This window comes from Halobacillus sp. HZG1 (genome assembly GCF_035818575.1).
GTDB classification, from domain to species: Bacteria; Bacillota; Bacilli; order Bacillales; family Halobacillaceae; genus Halobacillus; species Halobacillus litoralis.
Map to the genome: position 1 here is coordinate 93,731 of NZ_JAYLVQ010000061.1, position 23,873 is coordinate 117,603.

Consider the following 23,873-nt stretch of genomic DNA (forward strand, 5'->3'; position numbering starts at 1 on the left):
CAAAGTTTCACAGTTTTTTATTTGTCATCAAGCTCATTCTTCACTTCATCACTCACGGCATTTGTTCCACCAAGAACATGGAAGTTTGTGTAATCCTTTTCCTGGATTAGTGCTTCGATTTCATCTGGAAGATCATCCGGCTTCACAAGAAGCATCGGCGCTTTCAATTTCGCTGCAAGTACAGATCCTGTTAATGCATCCGCAAAATCCCGTCCTGTCGCAACTAAAGCAGAGTCCGTATCGCCAACTAATTCCGCTGCAATCTCTGCAGATGTTCCGTAACGATCAGATCCTTTGTAGCGCATTGGATTTGGTAGATTTTCAAGTACTTTATCACTGACAGCATTTGTTCCACCAAGAACTACGGTTTCATCAATGTCAGACAAAGCCAATTTTGTTTCTGATGGCAGCTTTTTCGTTTTCGTCAATAAAACAGGATAGCCATGCTCTGCTGCATAAGAAGCACCGGACAACGCATCTGGATAGTTTCTTCCATCCGCAATGATTGCTTTTTCTGGTGATCCATCCAGGCGAGCAGCAATGTTAGCCGCCGTTTCATAACGGTCCTCTCCAGAAATACGTTCCACAGACAAGCCTTCTCCTTCTAATTGGTAACTGACATAATTAGAGATCGCTCCATCGCCACCAAGAATGACGGCATGTTTCGCTCCTAATCTATCAATCTCAGCTTTGACCTCGGATTTAAGCGTGTTGGTTTTCGTCAATAGGATGGGTGCATCAAGTTTATAAGCAAGAGGGGCCCCAGCCAAAGCATCCGGGAAGGAGTCTCCTCTGGCAATAACCACAGTATCTGCCTGATCCCAGCCTTTCTTAGAAACTTCGATGGCTGTTTCATAACGATTGACTCCTGAAATACGTTCCACATCTGTTCCGAATTCAATTTGAGCAAGCATCGGGTCGTGGTCACTTGCACGTCCATCAGCTTCTGAGAAGTCAGCATTGATATTGACACTATCAATCTTCGTTTGTTCGGCCAGAGAGTTATTGACCAAAATATGATCGAGAACCTGAGAATTCCCTTGATAATTGTAGGAATAACGCTCTTCCAGCGGAAGTTCTTCCGTCATGTTCGTCAGAACATCCCCTTTCAATGTTTCGAGAGGATCAGAGAATTCAAAATCATTCAAGTCTCCTAAGACGACGATGTTCGCTCCATCCACGTTTTCTTCGTATTCATCGACAAAGTCATTGAGTACTTGAGCTTGTTTCAGGCGCTGGACCTGACTCCCCAGTTCTATTGGGTGACTGGCACCAAAGAGTGCATCATCTCCGCCTTTGGAATTGAAGTGGTTGGTTACGACAAGGACCTTTTGTCCTTTGAATTCAAATTCTGCAGCCAACGATTTACGTGAATCATCGAAAGCTTCATTCGTTGGATCGATACGCCCTGGATTAAGGTTGAGCCCTTCTGCTGAAACTTCTACACCCGTAGTTGCATCCCCGCTCGGCTTATCGACCATGGACACACGTTCAGGGTTGTAAATAAACCCGACACGAATGTTTCCTCCCGGCTGGCCTCCGTCCGTTTTATCCAAAGGGGCAATTTCTGCAAATTCATAAGTTGGTCCGCCCTGGTCTTCAATCGCAGCAATGAGCTTCTTATAAGACTCATCCGCCTTGACAGTGCCATCGTCTGTCGGACCATTATTGTCTTGAACCTCCACCAACCCGATGATATCCGGCTGCTTCAAGTTGTTCACCATAGATTCAGCAATACGATTAACTTTGTCCATAGAAGTTTCTGCTGAGAAGTTTTCCATGTTGTACGTAGCTACATTCAACTTTCCTTCTTCAATGGCAAGGTCAGTCGTTTCTCTTTCCGTACCACCAACAATAATGGCAGGGAAATCGCCGGTTGTGCGGACCTTGAAGTTGCTGTAGTCATAGCTGACGATACCCGTGACAGACCCATCAAGCTGATCTCCAACTTTGACATTGACGTCATATCCATCAACATCCAGCAGCACACGCTCTGGGTTCGCGTCTTCTTCTGTCAACAACAGGCCGCCGGCATCGGTCATGGCCTGATCCTCATTGGTATCTACATAAACAGCGACTTCCTCATACTTCGGAGGAGATGTGACGTGAGCATCCTTCATCTCAATTCGCATACCTTCAAGACTTTCATAGAAATCCAGCCCGTCCGTCTCAGGGTCAAAGCTTTCCATTCCATCGTCCTCAATGTTCACTTTCGGCTGGATACGATCTTCGCCGATAACGACTGTGTCTGGTAAGGCGTTGTCAGATGATAGAATCGTAGAATCAGAAGCTGTGATTTGTGTGGTTAGAAGATCATCCGCATCATCGTATCCATCTTCACGCCACTCTTTAACTTCACCATTCACCGATACTTCATCACCGACACTCACACCAGAGTTTCGATCATAAACATAGATTCCCTCTGATGTTGCGATATCTTCATCAGGGTTTGTCCCTTGAATATAATAGCCATAAGTACCATCCAGAGCTGTGACAACCCCGGTGACATTTTCTACATTCATATCGACGTAAGGGGATGTATGGGAAGATCCTTGGATATCATGAATCTCCAATGAATCAACAGCCTTCAGCACTTCATAGGAGTAAGTAAATACCTCACTCGTTTCTCCACCCTCTTTGACTACGACCGCTTTGATCGTCGTATCTTGATTGATGGTGATAGGAGAATCGTAAACTTGACTTTCCTTCGTAGGTTCCGATCCATCCGTTGTATAATGAATGGTTGCATCAGGTTGAGCCGTGGTGAGAGTGACGTCGGATCCTTCAGGAATGTTGCCGGAGTCCTTAGAAGCTATAACTGAGAAAATCTTTTCAATCACGTCACTCTGATTGCGTGGGATTAAACGATACTCATCAAAACTGTAGGTGACCACTCCGCGTAACAACTCATAGGTCTTTCCTACTTCAAAATCAACACTACCCTCGTTTTGAGAGATAAGAAATTCATTCCCGCTTTCCTCTGCTAAATAATCTCCGCCGTCACCTTCACCAACGATTTTCACATCGGTGAGTTCAACATATTCCCCTTCGAATTCTTCGCCTGACTCCTTACTGAAATCAGCTCCTTCTACTTGGAGAGCTGCGGGTACACCTTTCATTTCTTCTATAATTTCTATATTATCTGTCTGAATTTGTTCAAGACCATAATAAGAACCCAAAGGGCCCTCTGCTGTAAGTTCATCACCGATTGCGACTTTCTCGCCTGTACGAACGACAATGCCACCTGTTTCATCTTGTATGTACACGTTCGTTTTGTCACCAGCTACAAAGGTTGCAGTCGCAATTCCCTTCACTTTGACATCCGTACCCTCATCGGAGTTTCTGGCATCATATATACTGGATAGTTCAACGGGATCTTCTGGTGCAGGGGGTTCTTCTGAGCCTTCGTCCGGGAATTGACCTAGATAGGAAAATACATCTTTCCCTTGATTGATATAGGAGTCTGTTGGATTAAACGCGTCCTCAAGATTCGTATCTCCTGCAAGGTCATCAGCTTTTCTCGTCAGGGTCACGTCTTTAGCAAAATCCGCATCGGTACCTATCTTACCAATCGAATCAATGACTTGTTCTCCTTTTTGCAGAACAATGACATCATTACCATTGAAACCAACTACCTGGTCTCCAGTTGCTAAATCTGCAGCGTCCAGAATAGCCTGGTCTGCATTTTGGTTAGCCACTACGAATGTCTCACCATCTGCAAGTGTTCCTTCCAAAGGCAGCGTGTAAGTAGGTTCTGTACTTCCGTTGTTGTACTGCACAAGAGAGTACTGGGACAAGTCTAATGAACTCCCGGTACCATTGTATAATTCCAAAGCTTTATTATTAGAGCTTCCTTCAATGTACTCAGAAATGAGCATGGAATCGGCAGATGTTGACTCTGCATTTACTGGAAAAGCAGGGGCCGAATACATCCCAAGAACCAATGAACCAACCACGACAGAGCTGACTCCACGTACAAAGTTTTTCTTTCTCAAAAGAGATAACCTCCCAATATTGTTTATATTTCTACAAAACTCCTCAACAACCTCCATTATATAGGAAATTTTGTTCAATTTGTGTTAATTGTGTAAATCTTTGATAAACAGTTTGTAATCGCTTACAATTACAGATTAATAACTTCTTCATTTTTGTGCATGAAAGAACGACCCAGGTCCTTATACATCAACAGGTAGAGATGAAAATTCATATAAAAAAACCCCAATACCGATCAACGGTTGTCGGGGTCATTTATCTTATTTTTTTTAGCAAAGTTATCCTCAAATCTTCTTACTGTAAGACTTCCAATATATAAAATGAGCAATAGCCCAACATATCCATCAATAGAATAAATAAACCGATCGATTAAATAGCATAACAGGAGAAATACAGAAGCAATGATCGTATTGATGATCACATGTTTTTTGTAAGAAATTGTAAATCCCTCCCTTTCACCGCTAATGACTCCTTCCGTGTTGCAAAACTGTCTCAACGATAATTTTTGAGGCTTCTCCTAATACACTTTGATCAAAGGTCATATCCGGATGATGCAAACCCGGCTGCAAATCGCAGCCAACAGCTAGCATCGTCGCTTTAAGGTCCGGCTGCATAATGGAATAGAAATGAAAGTCATCTCCACCTGTCGTTTCAATGACAGGTTTCAAATGCTCTTCACCTTTCACTTCTCTAATGGCATGTTCCATGTGCATGACAGATTCTTCATTCATAACTGCTGCTGGGACATCCGAAGTGATCTTCACTTTTATTCCAGAACCATGCAGCTTGGATATACAATCGGCAATGGCTTCAATTTTTGAAAACAGCTCTGACATCGCTTCGTTCGTCTGTGCCCGTAGATCGATCGAAAAAGCAGCGTTGCCCGGAATGATATTCGCACTGCTCCCACCACTCTGAAATAATGTCATTTTTGCCGAATGAGGGATTTTGGGATCTAAATGAATGGCATTCATCATGTGAACAAATTCCGCCCCCAGCTCAATCGCATTTTTGTTAAGGTGCGGGCGTGCCCCGTGGGCATCTTCCCCCTTGATCTCCCCTTTTAAAAACCGGACCGCTCCATGCTGAATACCTGGAGCGAACTGACCAGTACGAAGCTCCTGCATCGGTCTGAGGTGCAGACCATAAAGATATTCCACAGAATCGATGACACCTTCCTCCACCATTTTTAAGGCACCTTGTATCTTTTCTTCGGCCGGTTGGAAGATGAAGCGAATTGTCCCATTCCATGAATCTTTTCGCTCTTCTAATTTATAAAGAGCATCCAGGACAATTGCCATATGGGCATCGTGACCGCAGGAGTGATTCGCTTGAAACGTTCCATCCACTTCCTGCCAAAGGGCATCTATATCCGCACGTATAGCAATCACCGGGGCTCCTTGGCCCAAATCAGCGATCAAGCCTGTACAATCATTGAATCGCCGGATTCTCGCATTCGTTTTCTCCAGCAAAGAGGCAATATAATCTGTTGTTTTTGTTTCCTTCCAGCTGACCTCTGGATTTTGATGAAGGTGATCAAAGATTTCCTGAACCGTCGGTCGAACATTCTTCTTCATAGCCACACTCCTGCATGTAAAAGATTATATGAACCATTTCCCTGTTTTCCATACTTTTCCTCATGATCGTAGAAATTTCCCTCAATAGAGTACGAAAAAGATTCTATAAATAAAACCAGAGAAGGATTTCTCCCGCTCTGGTTTACTCATGGACAAACACCGATTCTGCTGAGCTCTCTTTATACTTAGGGTTTGCTTGTAGTAATAGATCTACAAGGTGGACAGCAGACATGGTCTCTGATTTTCCCTCCCGCTCAATGCCGACTTTCATTTGCAGCAAACAGCCTGGATTCGTGGTTATGACTGTGTCAGGGTTTTTTGAACAAACATCTTTCATCTTTACGTCTAAAACATCCATCGATTCTTCATAATTCACCATGTTGTAGATGCCTGCGGAACCACAGCAGAAGTTAGGACGGTCTAGTTTTTTGAATGTCAGTCCAGGAACCTTGTCCAACAGTTCTAATGGCGGCGAAGTCACCTTTTGCACATTCGTCATGTGGCAGGATGGTTGATACGTAATCGTTTGATGAACGGAGTCTTGGAAGTCCAAAGCGTCAACCTCGACAAGCACCTCAGAAATGTCCATCACCTTTTTTGTAAAGGCCAGAGCACGATCGTACCATTGTGTTCCTTCCTCGAATAGATGATGATATTCAATAAGACGAGCACCGCATCCACCAGCGTTGTTGATAATATAATCAACCTCTTCCTCTTCAAAAGCAGCAATGTTCCGCTTGGCCAGTTTTTTGGATTCCTCTACTTTCCCTGAATGAGCATGAAGCGCACCACAACATGTCTGTTCTTCAGGAAGAACGACCTCAAGGCCACTTCTCAGCATCAATTCAATCGTTTTCTCATTCGTTTCAAAGAAGATACCGTCCATGACGCATCCGGTGAAAAAGGCAACCTTTCCTCTTGCCGGACGCTTCCTTATGTAACGCTTCACTCGCTGCTTTCGCTTCTGCGGTGACGGTTGTTCGGGTATCACTTTTTCAAATACCCCTAAATGAAGAGGAGCAGCCTCCATGACTCTCATCAGTTTTGCTAAACGCTGAACGCCTGTCTTCTGATAGAACCAGGTCGCTTCTCCTAATGTCTTCATCCATTTAGAAGAAGGGAAAAAAGTACCGAAAAGAAACTCCTCTGTTTTCTTCTGTAACATCCCTTTGGCCCTATTCTCTTCGATGACTTCTTTCGCACTTTCCAGAATCTGTCCATATTGAACGTTCGTTGGACAAACGGTCGTACAAGCCATGCATCCGAGGCATTTCTCAATAGGATCCTCTAAGTCTGTAATGGAAGCTTTGTTTTCCGCGACCATTTTTACTAGATTGATCCGCCCTCTTGGAGAATGGGTCTCCCTCTCCATCGTTTCATATGTCGGGCAGGCAGGAAGGCAATAGCCACACTGGACACAATCGAACGTTTTATCATAGCTTAGTTTTTGCTGGAGCTCCAATAAATTACCCATGAGTCAACACCAGCTTCTGGCCTTTTTCCGGAAAAATTTTACCTGGGTTCATAATTCCGTTGGGATCCCAGCTGTCTTTGATACGTTTCATCATATCCAAGCCAGTTTCGCCTAATTCGTATTCCATGAACGGGGCTTTCATCGTCCCAATTCCATGCTCACCTGATAGCGTACCTCCTAAATCGACAGCCGCCTCAAATATTTCCTTCACCGCTTGTTCGACCCGCTTCATTTCTTCCTTATCTGTTTTGTCGCAGAGAATATTCGGATGGAGGTTTCCATCCCCGGCGTGGCCGAACACAACGATGGCCAAATTGTATGTTTCTTTGATATCTTTCAGTCGGTCCATCATATCGGGAATCTTGCTTCTTGGGACAGTGGCATCCTCTGAGACTTTCGTAGGCTTGATTTTGGCGATGGCCGGGGACACTTGTTTGCGTGCAAACCAAATCGCTTCTGATTCTTCAGGAGTCTGAGGTACTGTGATTCCGGTTGCTCCAATGGCTGTCATAATTTCATGAAGGGACTCCATTTCTATTTTCAATGTTTCCGGGTGCCCATCCAACTCAATAATCACAATCGCTTCTGCTTCCTGCGGGAGCCCTGAAGGACGGAAGTTTTCTACCGCGGCAATACAGGCCTGGTCCATAATCTCCAACTTGGAAGGCAAAATTCCAGTGGTCAGCGTACGTGAAATAGCTGCTCCGGCCGTGCGCACATCAGCAAACTCCACCATCATCGTTTGTTTAGCCAGGGGTTTAGGGACAAGTTTCAAGGTTGCTTGAGTGATGACTCCCAGGGTTCCTTCTGAACCAACGATGAGTTTAGTCAAGTCAAAGCCGGTGACATTCTTTATTGTCTGTCCACCTGTACGAATGACCTCTCCTTCTGGGGTAACCAATTCCAAACCAAGAACGTAATCTTTGGTTACTCCATATTTCAACCCTCGTGGCCCTCCTGAATTTTCTGCCAGGTTGCCACCAATAGTAGCCACATGGGCACTGCTTGGATCCGGCGGATACATCAGACCATGCTTTTCCGCTTCTTCATTAATCCTTGCGGTCAGTACACTTGGGGAAACCGTCACCGTAAGGTCTTCAACAGCTACGTCCAGCTCTTCAGGCCATTGAGAAAGGTCAAGAACCACACCTCCATGAACAGGCAAGGGACCGCCACTTAAGGAAGTCCCTTGTCCTCTTGGATAAACTGGAATGTGGAAGTCGTTCGCTACTTTCACGACATGAACAACCTCTTCCCGATTCTTCGCCTGTACGACGAGTTCCGGAAGATGTTCCCCGAAAGAGGCGTCGAAGCTGTAACTGTAGCGTCCGGCCAGGTCAGTAATGAGCTGACGGCTGGGTATTTTCTCTGAGAGAACCTCCATCCACTTCTCCATGTTCTTTCCTCCTATATATTTCCGATGGAAACAAATTTGTCTTCTAAATATTCTTCGATCCCCTGTCGGCCACCTTCACGACCGGTGCCGCTTTCTTTCATTCCCCCGAATGGAGCTTGAGCTGTTGTCGGGATCGGGTCATTCAGACCGATGATGCCGTACTCCAGTCCTTCCATTAGACGGTAAGATCGAGAAATATCCTTGGTAAACGCATAAGCGGCAAGCCCATACTCCGGATGGTTCGCGCGCTTTATGGCTTCTTCTTCCGAGGAGAAAGTATAAATAGGAGCGACGGGGCCAAAGGTTTCTTCTCTTGTAATGACCATTTCATCCGTTGCATTTCCTAACACCGTTGGTTCAAAGAAGCTGCCTCCCTGCTCTCCAGCCGCACTCATACGCTGGCCTCCACACAGAACAACGGCACCTTTTTCCGTGGCATCTTTAATTTGCTCTTCAACTTTGTCTACGGCACCCCCATCGATAAGTGGGCCGATTTCAACTCCAGCATCCAAGCCATTCCCGATAGAAAGTGCCTGGACTTTTTCAACAAAGCGCGTCGAAAACTCTTCTGCAATCGTATCCTGCACATAGATACGGTTGGTACAAATACATGTCTGCCCGGCATTACGAAATTTACTACCCACAACACTATCCACAGCGAGGTCTAAGTCAGCATCCTCAAACACTACGAAAGGTGCGTGACCGCCGAGTTCCATCGATACTTTTTTAACAGTGTCGGCAGAATCGCGGATCAGCTTTTTGCCTACTTCGGTGGAACCCGTAAACGTAATCTTTTTCACTTTCGGACTTTTCGTCATTTCACCTACCACGCTGGAAGCTGAACCAATGACCAAATTGGCGACTCCTTCAGGCAGTTCCGCTTCGTGAAAAGCCTCGAATACTTTAATAGCCGACAGTGGTGTAGCTGAAGCCGGCTTGACGACGACCGGGCATCCGGCTGCGAGTGCCGGGGCAATTTTTCTTGTAATCATCGCCACTGGAAAGTTCCAAGGCGTTACCGCTGCCGTTACTCCGACAGGTTCTTTGAATACGTGCAGACGCTTGGATGGATGAGACGCTGGAATCGTCTCTCCATAGACACGTTTAGCTTCTTCGGCATACCAATATAGGTAGTCAATAGCAAGATTTACTTCGCCTTTCGACTCGTTCAACGGTTTCCCCATTTCTTTCGTAACCGTTTCAGCCAGCTCATCTGATTGCTCTCGAAGGATGTCGGCCGCTTTAACAAGGTAGGCACCGCGCTCTTTGGCGGTCAACTTCTTCCATGCTGCAAACGAACGATCCGCAGCATCGATCGCCTGCAAAGAATCTTCGGCTCCCCCTTTCGCCACTTGTTGAATCACATCTCTTGTCGCAGGATTTGTTACATCCAGTTGTTCTCCTGACTGGCTATTTGTCCATTGTCCATCAATATATAACATGAAAGGTCCCCCCTAATTATCCTTCAAAACTCGCTCAACAACGTCGATGACTCGATCAATTTCTTCCCGTTTGACAGTCGTTGGTGGAATGAAACGCAACACGTTTTTCTTCGTCCCACAACCTAATAGAATAATGCCTTCGTCCAACGCGACTGCTCTGATTTTAGAAAGCATATCAGGGTCAGGGGATCCGTCTTCTTTTCGAAGTTCAATGGCGAGCATCAGTCCGACACCACGAACGTCTCCGATCCCCTGCACCCGCTCTTTCAATTGAAAAAGGGCTTCCTTAAAATAAGCGCCTTGATTTTTAGCATTCGGCAACCCTTCTTTTTCTAAAATATCTATGGACGCGAGAGATGCGGCACAAGCCACAGGGTTTCCGCCATAAGTCCCTCCGTGCGTACCTGCCGGCCACTGTTCCATGATTTTTTTCGGTGCCACAATCCCACTGAGTGGGAATCCTGCCGCAATTCCTTTCGCAAGCGTCAAGATATCCGGTTTCACACCGAAATGCTGATAGGCGAACATCTCCCCCGTACGGCCGAAACCTGTTTGAATTTCATCAAAAATAAGCAGGATTCCATGCTCGTCACAAAGGGTGCGAAGTTTTTCCAAAAAGCTTTTTGGCGGGACAATATACCCACCTTCCCCTTGTACAGGCTCAAGAATAATGGCAGCTACACTCTCAGGATGCACTTGGAAATCAAACACTTCCTGTAGTTGAGCGAGGCAGCGTTCCACTTCCGCTTCTTCTGAAAGACCCGTCTGGTAAGCATACGGATAATCGGCATAATAGACACTCGGAAGCAGGCCTTCATAATCTTTGCGGTACGCGGCGTTCGAGGCTGTAATCGATGTAGCAGCAATCGTTCGACCATGAAATCCTCGTTTAAAGGAGATCACCGCTGGACGTTTCGTTACTTTTTTTGCAAGTTTAATAGCGCCTTCATTTGCTTCTGCTCCGCTATTACTGAAATACACCATCTGATCGCCACCGTTCAACTCGTTCAGCTTCTCCGCGAGCTTCACGTATGATGGGTAATAGACGACATTGTGGCCTCCATGGATCATTTCATCCAGCTGGGATTTCGCGGCCTCCACAACTTTCGGGTGGTTATGGCCGACATTGGTCACCGCCACACCACTGGCAAAATCCAGATACTTCGTTCCATCCTCACTGAAGAGATAATGTCCTTCCGCTTTCACCATTCCTAAAGTCGTCGCCCGGGAAGCCGTCGGGGGTGTCACTTCGCTCGCTCGTTCATACAGGCTTTTTGTCATTTGCACCATTGTTTGTACCTCCTAGTTTTGAAAGATTTTCTCAGTTACTTGACGCGTCAGTTGGGGCAGAGTTGTGAATGTGTATGGTTTATAAACACGTTCCGTATATTTGTGTGCATCCTTTCCATAGACACCCATGTTGATCGAGGGAATATTCAGCTTACGGATCTCCTGGATCGGGACAGGGTAAATTTCATGATACTCTGGAAAATTATCAATCAATGACTGCACTTCTTCCTCTGAATCATGCAGCGATAAATAACTGCTGTCCGATAAGAATGGGAAGAACTTCTTGACTGCAAAAGTTCCTTCCACCTGATCTTTATTGTGACTGGTCACTTCCTGAAGCACGTCTATGATTCTCTTTTCGCTCTCGACCTCTTCCCGCAAAAAGTTATGGGGACAGTAAGGTGGAGCAAAAAAAATAACGACCTTTGGCTGCTTGTCAGGGTCAACATTCTGTAAACTTTCTACGACATGGAAAGCAATATCCCGTTTATCCATGTTGTCCTGAGAGTAATCCAGCTCGTCAATGAAGGTTCTGACATCGATCCCTTGTCTTTCAAGGTGACGAACATACTCTTCATATGTATAAATGGAAACATCCCAGCTGAGGGATTCCTGATCCGGGTAGTTCCCTGTATTCAAGAAAGTCTGGTACTGCCTTTCCATGTGCGTCTGTGTGGATGCACACGCTTCAGCCGCTTTGGCTACGAGCTTTTCCATGACTTCATCTGGAGAAGACTCATAGATGAAATAATTGAAGTACAACCGGCTGTGGAGAGGGGTCTGTACATTATAGAAATCTTTCTGATCACGCTGCTGCAGACACGTTGGCGGTAACATGTGTTCGCCATTGATGCGCTCAGATAATTCCATGTTGTTGTTGATACGTCGGTTGATTTCTGCTGAGATCAAAGTAGGATCAACTCCTGTCAGCGTTTCCCCGACGTGAGCTTCTCTTCCAAAAATCGAAAAACACGGAAGCAATTTCCCAATGGCCCCGGTGTAAATATAGTAGTTCGGATCTCCTGGATACAGCTCCGTGACGAAGTCATTGTTAATCGCCACCTTTAAATCCAGCTTCCACTCTTCCTGGAGACGTTTAAGCTCAACCACGGAGTCTATAATTCCCGTGTGCTCGTTTTCTTCTATTGGATTCAGCATGAGAAGTACATTTCCCTCAAGTTCCTCTGCCCGTTCAGAAAAATGGATGAGGTTGATGACGTGAACCGCAATTCCACTCTTCATATCCACAGAACCACGCCCGAACATCCACTCCTCACTTCGTGCGTGACCGCGAACTTCAGCCGTCGGTCCATGTTTGGCAAAATGCTCTCTCAGTTGATCCGGGTGATAGGCAAGACCCTTCAGTTTTCCAAAATCGTCAATGCCTACCGTATCCATGTGAGAGTGATAGAGTACCGTTTTTGTATGCTTGGGATTTCGGATGATGGCATAGACATTTTTTCTCCCTAGAAAGTCATTCTTCAAGGGCTGCGTCCATACAGCTTCCGGATGATTTTTAAAATAGGGAATCGCTCGGATAAACGCTTCCAAATACTCAGCGATTGTCACTTCCCCTGAGGTCCCGTTAATGCTTGGAATATGTACAAGAGCCTCTGTCAGTCGTTCAATTTTTTCCGCGTCCTCAAGGTCTTTGATTTCTGCGTACAGGGTCTCCGGACTCTTAGGTTGTAATGCATCAGCTTGAGATGATAGAGTCATACGAACGCTCCTTCCTTTAGTAATATTTAGCCAGGTCTACGAGATTTCTCATTCTATGCTGCTCGTTTTGGGTGAAGTTCCGATAGTTTTCCAACAGGATTTCCATACACCTCGTCATGTAATGATCGGATTTCGCTGACATGTGAGGCGTCAACAATAAGTTCGGCAATCCCCAGAAAGCATGGTCACGAGGAAGAGGTTCCTCGACAAATACATCCAGTACGGCTCCTTTAATCTTTTCCTGCTTCAGATGAACAGCAAGCGCCTCTTCATCCACGACACCCCCACGTCCGAGATTCATGAATACGGCATCCGAATGAAGACGGCCAAGCACTTCATCTGAGAAAATGTTTTTCGTGGACGGAGTATAAGGAAGAACGGAAAGCACATAATCATATTCTTCAATGCGCTCCAAACCTTCCGCCATGGTGTACACTCGTTCAAAAGGTTCTTTCACACTTCCCTTCGTATTCACACCATCGATCCTCATCCCGAAAAACTGAGCCGTTTCCCCGATTTCGCAGCCTATGGTTCCTGTACCAAAAACCAGCACTTTGCGGTCGACCAGTTCCCCGACCAAGGTCTCCCTTTCCCATACACGGTTTTCTTTTAACTGCAGGAAACGGTGGAAATGTTTTTCAAAATGGAGCATTGCCCCGATCACATATTCCTTCATCGACCGGCAATGAACACCTCGGGCATTTGTAATCAGTAGTTTCTTTTCTCTTAGTTCATGAAAAGGAAGATCTTCTAAACCTGCACTTAAGAGTTGAATCCATTTCAAAGATTCAAAGTGGTGTATGTTCTCTTTGGTCAAATCATTACCAAATGTAATTAAAACATCCGTCTCTTTACGTACTTCTATAGGTACTTCTTCAATGCACGAATATATGAAGACGTCTTCTTTATTTTCCCGCTGCCAGCTTTCGACATGGGCCTGCCTCCATTCATCCGACGTGCTTACAATCATAGCTGGTTACCTCCCGTTATAAAGTTCTGGTAGATATAGAGATAATGAAGGAACAAAGGTAATGATCAATAAGGATACGATTAACACCATTAAAATCGGCAGAATCGCTTTCGAAATGCTCTCGATTCTCGTTCCGCTTATGTTAGAGGCAACGAATAAGTTAACGCCTACTGGAGGAGTAATGAACCCAATTGCCAGGTTCGCCACCAGGATGACTCCAAAGTGGACAGGATCCACTCCAAGTCCGGTAACCACAGGCAGTAGGATTGGCGCCAGAACAACAAGTGCGGAAATCGTATCAATGAATGCTCCCACAATCAGGAGTAAGATGTTAATCAAAAGCAGAATGACGAACGGATTTTGTGAAAGATTCGTCAAGAACTCGGCAATGGTCATCGGAACACGTTCGGAAGTCATGAGGAAAGAAAACGAAATCGACAAACCAATGATAATCATTGTCGCTCCGTTAATGACGGCTGCTTCAGACAGAGAGTCATAAACATCTTTCCAGCTCAGTTCACGGTAAACGAACAGACCAACTACGATGGCATAAACCACGGCCACAACGGCTGCTTCCGTAGGGGAAAACACACTCCCGTAAATTCCACCAAGAATGATGAAAGGGATAAGCAGCGCCCACTTCGCATCCCAAAATGTGCGAAGCACATCTTTAAAAGAAAAAGACTCAACCGCTGGTTTGTAATCGTTCTTCTTTGAAATGACATAAGAAATGGCGAGCAAACTAATACCGATAATAATGCCCGGAATAATCCCTGCCAGGAACATGCTTCCGACTGAAACACTCCCGACAACCCCGTACAATACGAAAGGAATACTAGGTGGAATAATGACGCCAATGGATCCGGAAGCGGCCGTCAGGGCAGAAGCGAATCCTTCGCCATAATTCCTGCGCTTCATTTCTGGAATCATAAACGATCCAATAGCAGCCACCGTCGCCGGCCCGGATCCGGAAATAGCGGAGAAAAACATACAAGCTACTACCGTAACCATCGCAAGCCCTCCGACGATCCAGCCAACAAGCGCACTGGCGAAGTTAAGAATCCTCTTGGATACTCCGCCTTTCCCCATTAAGATTCCAGCCAGCATAAAGAACGGAATGGCCATTAAAGGAAATGAATCAAGTGAAGTGAATGCACGCTGGGCAACAATGGTCAAATTCATATTTGTAGCAAATAAAATGGTGAAAATGGATGACAAACCTAGAGCAATAGCAATAGGAACATTAATAATGATAAATAGAAACAACGTACCAAACAGGATTAATATCGTCATAATGGTTCACCTTCCGAAGAAGAGTATTCTCGATCCGGATTCTTGATGAGGAAAATGAATTGCTGAATCAAACGGATGGACATTAATAAACCACCTACCGGAATCGCAAGATACGCCCACCACATTGGAACTCTCATCGCCGGGGATACTTGTCCCTGCTCAATTAAACTGAGGATTACTTCACTTCCCACATAAGCAAGCGTAACTGCGACGAAGAACCAAAGCCCAAGGGCAATAAAGTCTATGATTTTTCTGAATAAAGGAGGCAGTAAATCTTTGAACATTTCCACTTTGATATGTTTGCCTTTACGGACGGCAAAACTAGCAGCAATCCAAACCTGCCAAATATGTACGTAACGAGCCAATTCTTCTGTCCAGCTCATCGAATCGTTAAACACGTAACGGGATACCACTTGATAAAAAATGAGAAGTACCATTAAGGCCATTGTGATGACAATGAGTATTTCTTCTAACCTTTCATCTATAAATTTCTTCATTGTGTCTCTCCTTTGATAATCACGCCTCTTTCAATCACTGTATAAAAGAGTAGAGTCCGGTGAGGCTCACCACCTCACCGATCCCCTTTGTTATTCGTTTGCTGCTTTCGCTTGTTCAATCAAGTCAGCACCGATTTCATCTTCATATTCGTCATAAACCGATTGAGTCGCTTCAATGAATTTCTCCTTCTGTTCAGGTGTCAATTCATTAACTTTCAATCCTTCGTTTTCCTGCAGTTCTTTCAGGAACTGCTCATCCTGCTCACTGGCAAGTTTACGTTGTTCGTCTCTGTAGGTTTCTGCTTCTTCTTGGAGAATCGTCTGTAGTTCTTCTGGGAGGCTGTCCATAAACTCTTTGTTCGTAAGTAGAATGGTCGCGGCGTAAAAGTGGCCACTGACTGTCAAATAATCCTGGACTTCGTAGAATTTGTTTGTGTAGACAAGGGATACAGGACTTTCCATCGCATCGTATGTACCTTGCTGCAAAGAGGTATAAAGTTCACCAAAGGCAAATGGAGAAGCATTTGCACCGAGGGCATTAAATGTATCCGTGTGGACAGGGTTTTCCATGGTTCTCAGCTTCAACCCTTCCAAATCACTCGGAGTTTCAATCGGGCCTTCATTATTGAGAATGTGTCGGAAACCATTCTCCCCGAAAGCCAGACCCTTGAATCCTTCATCTTCAAGGTCTTTCAACAAAGATTCGCCAAGTTCTCCATCCAGCGCAGAATAAGCAGCTTCTTTTGTTTTAAAAAGGAACGGTAGATCAAAAACCATGAATTTACTGTTAAACCCGGAAAGAGGAGCGACGGCTGGAATCGTCATCTCAAGGTTCCCCATTTGAACTGCTTCAATAGCTTCACGGTCAGAAGCATATAACGATCCGTTCGGGTAGGCCTCTATCTGTAGTTGCCCATCCGATCGTTCCTCCACACGTTCGATAAAAGATTCCAATGCGACGTGTGTCGACTGTTCTTCACTGACGAGGTGGGCGACTTGAATTTCGTAGGTTTCCCCCCCTCCCTCTGAACTTGCTTCATCACTGCTACACCCTACTAATGCAGAAGATACTAACAACCCGGCAATCGGCAATAACCATTTTTTCATCTTTTAACTTCCTCCCCTTTGTGATTAATGATTCTTCTCGTAACTTGTTGGATATGTGTCTCCATCGCCTGCTCTGCTTCTTTTGGATCATTGTTCTCGATCGCATCAATGACATGATAATGTTCTTCTACCGCACCGATGGCACTATCGGAAAGTGTACTCGTCAAAATCAGAAAACGCTGAATCTGACTATTTAAATTCTCAATGAACTCTTTCAATTTCTTATTTCCAGATATATCAGCAATGTACGAGTGAAACGCATAATCGAGATCAATAAACTTATGGAAATTCTGTTCATCAATAGAAGTTCGCTGCATGTCTGACAATCTGCGCAGCTCTTTCACATCCTCTTCTGTCGCAAGAGTGCACGCCAACCCTGCAGCCATCGACTCTAAACGCTCCCGCACAAGTAGGAAATCATGAGCATTCTCTGGTGATACCGAACTGACTCTTGCCTTACTTCCCTTCTTCACCTCCACAAGCCCTTCAAAGGCTAACTTCTTCAATGCCTCGCGAATGGGTGTCCGGCTGATTCCCAACTGCGAAGCAATTTTCTCCTCCGTCAAGTAATCACCGGGAACCACTTCATTGTTGATGATGGATGCTTTTATCGCCTTGTAGGCTTGTTCCATCAATGTTTCTGTACGAGCAATTCTTTCCACGAAACCTTCCTCCATTGCTTCAGTATTCTGTGCTTCGTATTCTGTATACTGTATACAGAAATCTTAAGTCCTATTGTGCTATTCAATTGACTGAATGTCAACACTTTTCAGAAAATTAGTACAATAAACGGTTTTGCTTTCTTGAAAATACAAAAAGAAAGAGTGCGCCGGGACAACAGCGCACTCTTTCTTCAACCTTTATTGTTCTCATATTTTTTTTATCCATTTCGCTTGTAAATAAAACAAAGGCAGCAAGCTTAAGCAAATCAACGAGTATTTCAAAACGGGATTAGGTACCAGGAAAAATAACAACGAGTAGACTAAAATCCATATAAAAATAACACTAAGGGTTATAAGACTTTTTCCCATCAGCATCCTCCCAGATTCTCTAGAACCTTACGAAAATATATTATCGACCTTACTAATTTCTTCCTCCGATAACTTAACATCCAACGTCTTCAAGTTATCTACGACCTGTTCCGTACGTTTAGCTCCAGGAATTACGGCGTCAATGGAGGGCTGATTCAAGTACCACGCTAAAACAATGTGAGGGATTGCCACATTTTTCTCTTCCGCTATCGGTCTCAGCTGCTCCACCTTTTCTAAATTCCGCTTGAAATTCTCCCCCTGGAAAAGAGGATTCTTCGCACGGAAGTCATCAAACGTCGTGTTTTCATTATACTTTCCTGCGAGGAGACCAGAGGCAAATGGAAAGTATGAAATGAAAGAGATCTCATTTTCAGCTGTGTAAGGAAGCATTTCCTTCTCCGCTTCACGTTTGAACAGGTTATATTCACTCTGAATAACATCTACGTATCCGTCTTTATCCGCTTCTTTCAGTTGATCGACCGAAAAGTTCGATACACCGATGGATCGAATTTTCCCTTCGTCTTTCAACTCTTTCAAGGCACCTACGGCTTCATCTTTTGGTGTGGATTCATCAGGAAAATGAATGTAAAACAAATCAATATAATCCGTGCGGAGACGCTGCAGGCTATCCTCTACGGATTTTTTCAGAAAATCCGGGGAGTTGTTGAAGACGACATCTTCGCCTTTGAACTGATGAGCACCTTTTGTAGCAAGAATAATATCTTCACGCTTGTATTCCTTCATCACTTCTCCGACCAACTCTTCCGATCGTTCAGGACCATAGATAAACGCTGTATCCAGAAAGTTCATTCCATGATTCAAGGCTGTACGTACCACCTCTTTACCTGCTTCTTCATCAAGGTTCGGGTAAATATTGTGACCACCGACGGCATTGGTTCCAAGGCCGATGGGATTTACATAGAGCTCTGATTTTCCTAATCGTGTTTGTCTGTCCATATGAACATGTCTCCTTTTAGTTGTTGATGTTATGGTTATTTACATTCCACAATTTAGGAAGGGAAAAACCAAACGGTCGATTTCTAATGAGGGGAATCCACTCCAGGACTCTTACCATCAATCATATAAAAAGGATAAGAAACGTAATCAAGAAATTGTAAGCGGGAGGGTAACTTTCGATATAATAGAAGTACTCTATGAATCAAAGGTGATGACTACCTATGCAGCCGAAATGGAAACAGCTTCTACAATTGATACGGGCGACCCACCCGCCCAAGCTCATTTTCTCGATCGCATTATTCTTAAGTTTACTTACAACGGTGGCAGGCCTTGCTATTCCTTTACTTGCCAGTCAGTTAATCGACAATTTTGATCTGAACGATTTAAATACAACTGTGATAGCAGGCATAGTTATTGCTTTCTTTGTCCAGGCCGTAGCTGGAGGTGTGTCTGTCTATTTCCTTGCCAAAGTCGGACAGCATATCATTGCTTCATTGCGGGAGCAGTTGTGGCAGAAACTCCTCGTCCTTCCGGTTTCCTACTATGATGAACATGAAACGGGAGATGCCGTCAGTCGTATGACAAACGATACAGGTGTTATCAAAAACCTGATTACCGAGCATTTCACCGGCTTAATTACCGGGATCATTTCTGTCGTCGGGGCGATTATCATCCTTTTTTATTTGGATTGGCCGTTGACGCTCGTCATGTTTTCCATTATTCCGTTAGCTCTCCTTTTTCTTATTCCCATTGGAAAGAAAATGGCTAATATCTCTCGGAACCTTCAAAAGGAAACCGCCGGATTTTCTGCTCATTTGACCCGGGTCATCTCAGAAATACGTCTTGTAAAAGCTTCCAATGCCGAAGATCGGGAATGGAACAAAGGGAAATCAGGAATTAAGAAATTGTATTCCTTAGGATTACGTGAAGGTGTCATCCAATCTTTAATGGCGCCCCTTGTTTCTTCACTCATCATTGTTGTCCTTGTTCTAATCATCGGCTTCGGTGGTGTCCGGGTAACTTCAGGAGCCATGACACCAGGAGAGCTCGCTGCTTTCTTCATATATTTGTTCCAAATCATCATGCCAATTACACAAATTGTCGTATTCACCACCCAATTCCAAAAGACAGTAGGGGCAACAGAAAAAGTGCTATCGATTTTATCGTTGGACGGTGAAGATTTGCAGGATGGAACGGAGGTGAAGTCTTTTGACCACAACCTCGCCGTTCAGGGGATTTCTTTTGGCTACCAGCCTGAAGAACCTATTTTAGAAGATGTATCCTTTACAGCAAAAAAAGGTGCCGTAACAGCGATCGTCGGACCTAGTGGAAGTGGGAAAACAACGATGTTTTCTCTGATCGAACAGTTTTATTCCCCTTCTAAGGGGACGATTCTTTATGGCGAAGAACCGATTTCAACCTATAATCTTAAATCCTGGCGCACCATGATTGGATACGTTTCTCAGGAAAGTCCTCTTTATGCAGGTACGATCATGGACAACTTAACCTACGGCTTGGAAGGGGACATTCCTATAGAAAAAGTACACGCCGCCGCAGAAATGGCTTATGCGAATACGTTTATTCAATCATTGTCACACGGATACGATACAGAAGTCGGCGAACGAGGAATTAAATTATCAGGTGGGCAAAGACAGCGCATCGCAATTGCCCGCGCCCTTCTCAGGGATCCTGAAATTCTTATGCTGGACGAAGCCACTTCCAGTCTCGACAGTCAATCAGAAATCGTGGTTCAACAAGCGTTGAAAAACTTGATGAAAGGACGGACGACACTCGTCATCGCTCATCGTCTATCTACCATTGTCGATGCTGATCAAATTGTTTTCTTAGAGAAAGGAAAAGTGACAGGAATCGGCACTCATGAAGAGTTATTCCAAAAGCATAGGCTCTATCGTGATTTTGCAAGACAACAACTGAAAATTGATGCTTAAAAGCCACGCATATGTGGCTTGTTTCATAATACACAAAAGATGACGGTGGTGGTTTCACTGCTTCTTTTTTAACGAAATGTGAAGTTAGAAAAAGAAATTAAGTACTTTCTCTTGAAGAGGGGGCCACAGGCTGAAAATAAACAAAAACTCAAACGAGGAAGATTCAATCATCACCGTTTGAGTTCGTATAACACTTATTCATTTAGGCACCCATTGTAGAAAGGGAGCGCTCTCTATCTTGATGTTCTTGTTCTTTCATCAACTGCTGCAGCTTGTTTCTCTCTGCTTCCAACTCTTCCTGAAGCCTCTGGTTTTCTTTAACGAGAAAATCTCTTTGGTCCAACACTCTCAGCATATCTTCTCTCATTTTCATTCTCCTTTCATAACATAGAAGATTTTATGGGAAATTGTAGAAAAATGACGTTTCATAATTATATAGGATATAAGTACCCACCCGTTTAATATCTCAAACATTGAATTCTAAGAAATTATAAAACTCACGACTCCTCTTTCAGCCGCAACAAATAGAAAAGCGCTCCAAATATAGGAATGATCCCAATCCAGTGTCGCTGGTTAGCTCTCCCTCTTCTATGTTCTTTCCAGTAGATGACGAAAATAGACAATCCAGTTAATACAATAAAATCAATGGTCATTACATGAACAAAATTAGATATTTGGAAGGCCTGGCTATAGGAGATAAAATCCCCGTAGACGATTCCGTACCATAATAAAACGACAGTAACGATTATAAGAATAAAAATGAAAAATCGAGTATGAAAGACTTTCACCAACCAGCCCGGGACCCTTCCTTCTCTCATATTCCTTGCGTTTGATAAGAAAAAATAGGGCATTAGTGCAAAGGCACCAAGCATGAACATTCCCAAAAGAAATGGCCATAACGGTAGACGGCTGCGATCTTCTCCGATAAGCAGAGAAACAAAAACGAGCGGATAGATGCCAAGAAAGCTGAAAATCATCAATAGGAAAGGATCAGGATCATCCATGGTCATTAATTGTTGGAGATATCCGTGACTACCTTCAGGAGCTAGAAAAATGGCGTACAGTACAAAAGCAATCCAACCGATTACAAATATTCTTTGGCGCAAGCTCATTTACCTTCACCCGTCCTTCTTTTAAATGGAAAGAGCATTGAAATTTGTTCCCATACTTAGAAGTTAAAACAACTACTCTACGCATTACCCCGCTACAAAAATTCCAAAAAATGCGCAGCACCCATCTGCGAATGCTGCGCTGTTCTCTAATTATCCAAATAAGCGTTGCTTTGAACATCTTATCCGAAAAACAGGAACCAACAGGTTCTGCTCAAAACCGGACTCCCTGCTAATTCTGCCAAGGCTCTCATCTAGTATCTGAATCCATCTCAATAACTTTCTCCTAAGACGGATTTAGTATTTCAAATAAACTTTACACAAACAGGTTCCGGAACATGAACATCCGATTGAACGAGGGAAAGCTTCCCTGTCTCTTTGTCTCTTTCAAACAATGTCATCGTGTTTGATTTCTGATTCGTAGCAATTAAGAATTCTTCCGTAGGATCCAACACAAAGTCACGCGGCCAGTTCCCTTCTGTGGACGTCCATTCAACAAAGGTCAACTGACCCGTGTCTTGATCGACTTTATAGGAAGCAATGGAGTTATGTCCGCGATTTCCGGCATACACGAATTGTCCATCTGAAGAAATATGGATGGCACTTCCGTCATTGGTTTCGTTAAAACCATCCGGAATCGTTTTAATCGCTTGGTGTTCTGTAAAGCTACCATCTTTCTCGTCATAATGAAGCACGAGCACTTCTGAACTCAGCTCGGTCATCACATAAGCGTATTTTTGATTCGGGTGGAAGGTGATATGTCTAGGTCCACTGCCAGGAGCTGTATTGAACACTTGGACTTGAGTTAAATCCCCTTGATCAGCGGCGTATGTGATCACGCGGTCACTTCCAAGGTCAATCGCGATCACATATTTTTCATCCGGAGTAAAACCTGCGTAATGCATGTGTGGTTTCTCCTGTCGTTCATGTGGGCCCGTACCCTCATGTTCCACGACGGCAGTTGCTGGATTCAGAGATCCATCTTCCTTTGTTAAGTAAGAGACAATATTCGTTGTATGGTAATTCGCTGTTACTACTGTGTTGTTCTCGTGATCGACACTTACATGACACGGAGGAGATCCTGCAGCCGTTTGCGTGTTTAATTTCGTTAACTCTCCCGTTCCCTCTTGAATGGAAAAAGCCGTTACGCCGCCATTTTCTCCTTCTTTAGCCACCGCATATAGGTTCTTATGATCGTCACTCACGGTTACATAAGTCGGGTTGGCCAGCTCAGCCGCTAATTTCACATCTTTCAATTCCTTGTTATCCGTATCCAGGGTAAATTGATAGACACCTTTACTATCCTGTTTTGTATAGGTTCCTACATATCCAACAAACTTTGTCATTAAGAAAACTCCTTTATATCGGTTGTAGTGGACGATCCTAACAGACCGCCGCTTCCTTTCATTATCTCATAAACGGCTTTGCTTCTAAATCACTGCCATCTCCCTCTTTTCTATACCCGGATTCTCATCCCTTTAATGATACATCCATATCTTGTCCTTCCAGTAACGGGAACGTATGATGAACATACAAAGGTTCAACTGAACAACCAGGGAGGTTAGGAGCATGAGATATAAAAGGAAAGATTACTTCCGCTATGAGTTCAAAAAACCGATCGAGGCTTTCTTCCGCATACATAGAATAGGAAGAAAAGAGGTGCATACATCAAAAGGTGAAGCCCACATCATAGATATCAGCCCCCAGGGAATGAAGTTGAACACAAACCTGGACCTTCCTCACCAGGATGGACAAGAGGTCAAATTGTCCATCAGTTTCTACCTGAATAGCCAGCATTTCCTCCTACCTGGGACCATCGTTTGGAAGAAAAAAGTCGCCCAGTTTAATTATGGGATCTATATGGACTTGGATGAAACGGAAAGTAAAGGGCTGGTGGAAGCACTCAAAGTTTACGCCAACAATCATGATCATAGGAATGAAGTATAAACGATGACCACTTGGCCGAACAAAGTCCCCCCGTCTCAAGGGGACCATACCATTTCCTATCACACAGAATATCTTTCCCTACTCACTTTGAACAATCGTGAGAAACTCAAAAAAATCGAATG

General features: G+C 44.3%; 18 protein-coding genes. 2 read left to right on the forward strand and 16 right to left on the reverse strand.

Translation table 11 applies throughout. The features are described from left to right. Window positions 1-17: 17 nt before the first annotated feature. From VKA52_RS09620 to VKA52_RS09680, 13 genes are all read right to left on the reverse strand, one after another. A complete protein-coding gene (locus VKA52_RS09620) occupies window positions 18-3,995 on the reverse strand; it encodes a cell wall-binding repeat-containing protein (RefSeq protein WP_326315412.1) in 3,978 nt (1,325 codons plus the stop codon). Between the two features lie 459 nt (window positions 3,996-4,454). Further along, window positions 4,455-5,570 (reverse strand): amidohydrolase, encoded by a 1,116-nt coding sequence (locus VKA52_RS09625; RefSeq protein ID WP_326315414.1) that lies wholly within the window; start codon window positions 5,568-5,570, stop codon window positions 4,455-4,457. 142 nt (window positions 5,571-5,712) lie between these two features. Next, the gene (locus VKA52_RS09630; RefSeq protein ID WP_326315416.1) at window positions 5,713-7,044 is read right to left on the reverse strand and encodes a (Fe-S)-binding protein; all 1,332 of its coding nucleotides are present in this window, start codon (window positions 7,042-7,044) and stop codon (window positions 5,713-5,715) included. Next, the gene (locus tag VKA52_RS09635) at window positions 7,037-8,440 is read right to left on the reverse strand and encodes an FAD-binding oxidoreductase (RefSeq protein ID WP_326315418.1); all 1,404 of its coding nucleotides are present in this window, start codon (window positions 8,438-8,440) and stop codon (window positions 7,037-7,039) included. Before VKA52_RS09635 ends, VKA52_RS09630 begins: the two co-directional genes overlap by 8 nt. An 11-nt stretch (window positions 8,441-8,451) precedes the next feature. After that, entirely contained in the window at window positions 8,452-9,882 is a 1,431-nt protein-coding gene (locus VKA52_RS09640) for an NAD-dependent succinate-semialdehyde dehydrogenase (RefSeq protein ID WP_326315420.1), read from the reverse strand. Between the two features lie 12 nt (window positions 9,883-9,894). Then, window positions 9,895-11,172 (reverse strand): aspartate aminotransferase family protein, encoded by a 1,278-nt coding sequence (locus VKA52_RS09645; protein ID WP_326315422.1) that lies wholly within the window; start codon window positions 11,170-11,172, stop codon window positions 9,895-9,897. A 12-nt stretch (window positions 11,173-11,184) separates the two neighbouring features. Beyond that, on the reverse strand, window positions 11,185-12,891 hold the full coding sequence (locus VKA52_RS09650) for a M20/M25/M40 family metallo-hydrolase (protein ID WP_326315424.1): 1,707 nt from the start codon (window positions 12,889-12,891) through the stop codon (window positions 11,185-11,187). Between the two features lie 16 nt (window positions 12,892-12,907). Continuing rightward, window positions 12,908-13,861, reverse strand: coding sequence for a D-2-hydroxyacid dehydrogenase (locus tag VKA52_RS09655; protein ID WP_326315426.1), 954 nt, complete (start codon window positions 13,859-13,861; stop codon window positions 12,908-12,910). A 6-nt stretch (window positions 13,862-13,867) separates the two neighbouring features. Continuing rightward, a complete protein-coding gene (locus VKA52_RS09660; RefSeq protein ID WP_326315428.1) occupies window positions 13,868-15,154 on the reverse strand; it encodes a TRAP transporter large permease in 1,287 nt (428 codons plus the stop codon). After that, window positions 15,151-15,651 (reverse strand): TRAP transporter small permease, encoded by a 501-nt coding sequence (locus tag VKA52_RS09665; RefSeq protein WP_326315430.1) that lies wholly within the window; start codon window positions 15,649-15,651, stop codon window positions 15,151-15,153. The genes VKA52_RS09660 and VKA52_RS09665 overlap by 4 nt, the downstream gene beginning before the upstream one ends. Window positions 15,652-15,741: 90 nt before the next feature. Then, on the reverse strand, window positions 15,742-16,758 hold the full coding sequence (locus tag VKA52_RS09670) for a DctP family TRAP transporter solute-binding subunit (protein WP_326315432.1): 1,017 nt from the start codon (window positions 16,756-16,758) through the stop codon (window positions 15,742-15,744). After that, window positions 16,755-17,420: a GntR family transcriptional regulator gene (locus tag VKA52_RS09675; protein ID WP_326315434.1), complete on the reverse strand. Its 666-nt coding sequence runs from the start codon at window positions 17,418-17,420 to the stop codon at window positions 16,755-16,757. The genes VKA52_RS09670 and VKA52_RS09675 overlap by 4 nt, the downstream gene beginning before the upstream one ends. 396 nt (window positions 17,421-17,816) lie before the next feature. Then, window positions 17,817-18,746, reverse strand: a complete 930-nt coding sequence (locus VKA52_RS09680; protein ID WP_326315436.1) for an aldo/keto reductase — start codon at window positions 18,744-18,746, stop codon at window positions 17,817-17,819. A 221-nt stretch (window positions 18,747-18,967) separates the two neighbouring features. On the opposite strand from VKA52_RS09680, the gene VKA52_RS09685 reads away from it, so the two are divergent. Further along, complete coding sequence (locus VKA52_RS09685) at window positions 18,968-20,695, forward strand: ABC transporter ATP-binding protein (RefSeq protein ID WP_326315438.1); 1,728 nt, start codon at window positions 18,968-18,970, stop codon at window positions 20,693-20,695. A 202-nt stretch (window positions 20,696-20,897) separates the two neighbouring features. On the opposite strand, the gene VKA52_RS09690 is transcribed toward VKA52_RS09685, so the two are convergent. The 3 genes from VKA52_RS09690 to VKA52_RS09700 form a co-directional block, all read right to left on the reverse strand. Next, a complete protein-coding gene (locus tag VKA52_RS09690; RefSeq protein WP_160911242.1) occupies window positions 20,898-21,062 on the reverse strand; it encodes a hypothetical protein in 165 nt (54 codons plus the stop codon). Window positions 21,063-21,192: 130 nt separating this feature from the next. Continuing rightward, complete coding sequence (locus tag VKA52_RS09695) at window positions 21,193-21,807, reverse strand: hypothetical protein (RefSeq protein ID WP_326315442.1); 615 nt, start codon at window positions 21,805-21,807, stop codon at window positions 21,193-21,195. A 302-nt stretch (window positions 21,808-22,109) separates the two neighbouring features. Next, complete coding sequence (locus VKA52_RS09700; RefSeq protein WP_326315444.1) at window positions 22,110-23,150, reverse strand: lactonase family protein; 1,041 nt, start codon at window positions 23,148-23,150, stop codon at window positions 22,110-22,112. 223 nt (window positions 23,151-23,373) lie between these two features. Between VKA52_RS09700 and VKA52_RS09705 the strand changes: the two genes are divergently transcribed. Continuing rightward, entirely contained in the window at window positions 23,374-23,751 is a 378-nt protein-coding gene (locus tag VKA52_RS09705) for a PilZ domain-containing protein (RefSeq protein WP_326315446.1), read from the forward strand. The last annotated feature ends 122 nt before the right edge of the window (window positions 23,752-23,873 follow it).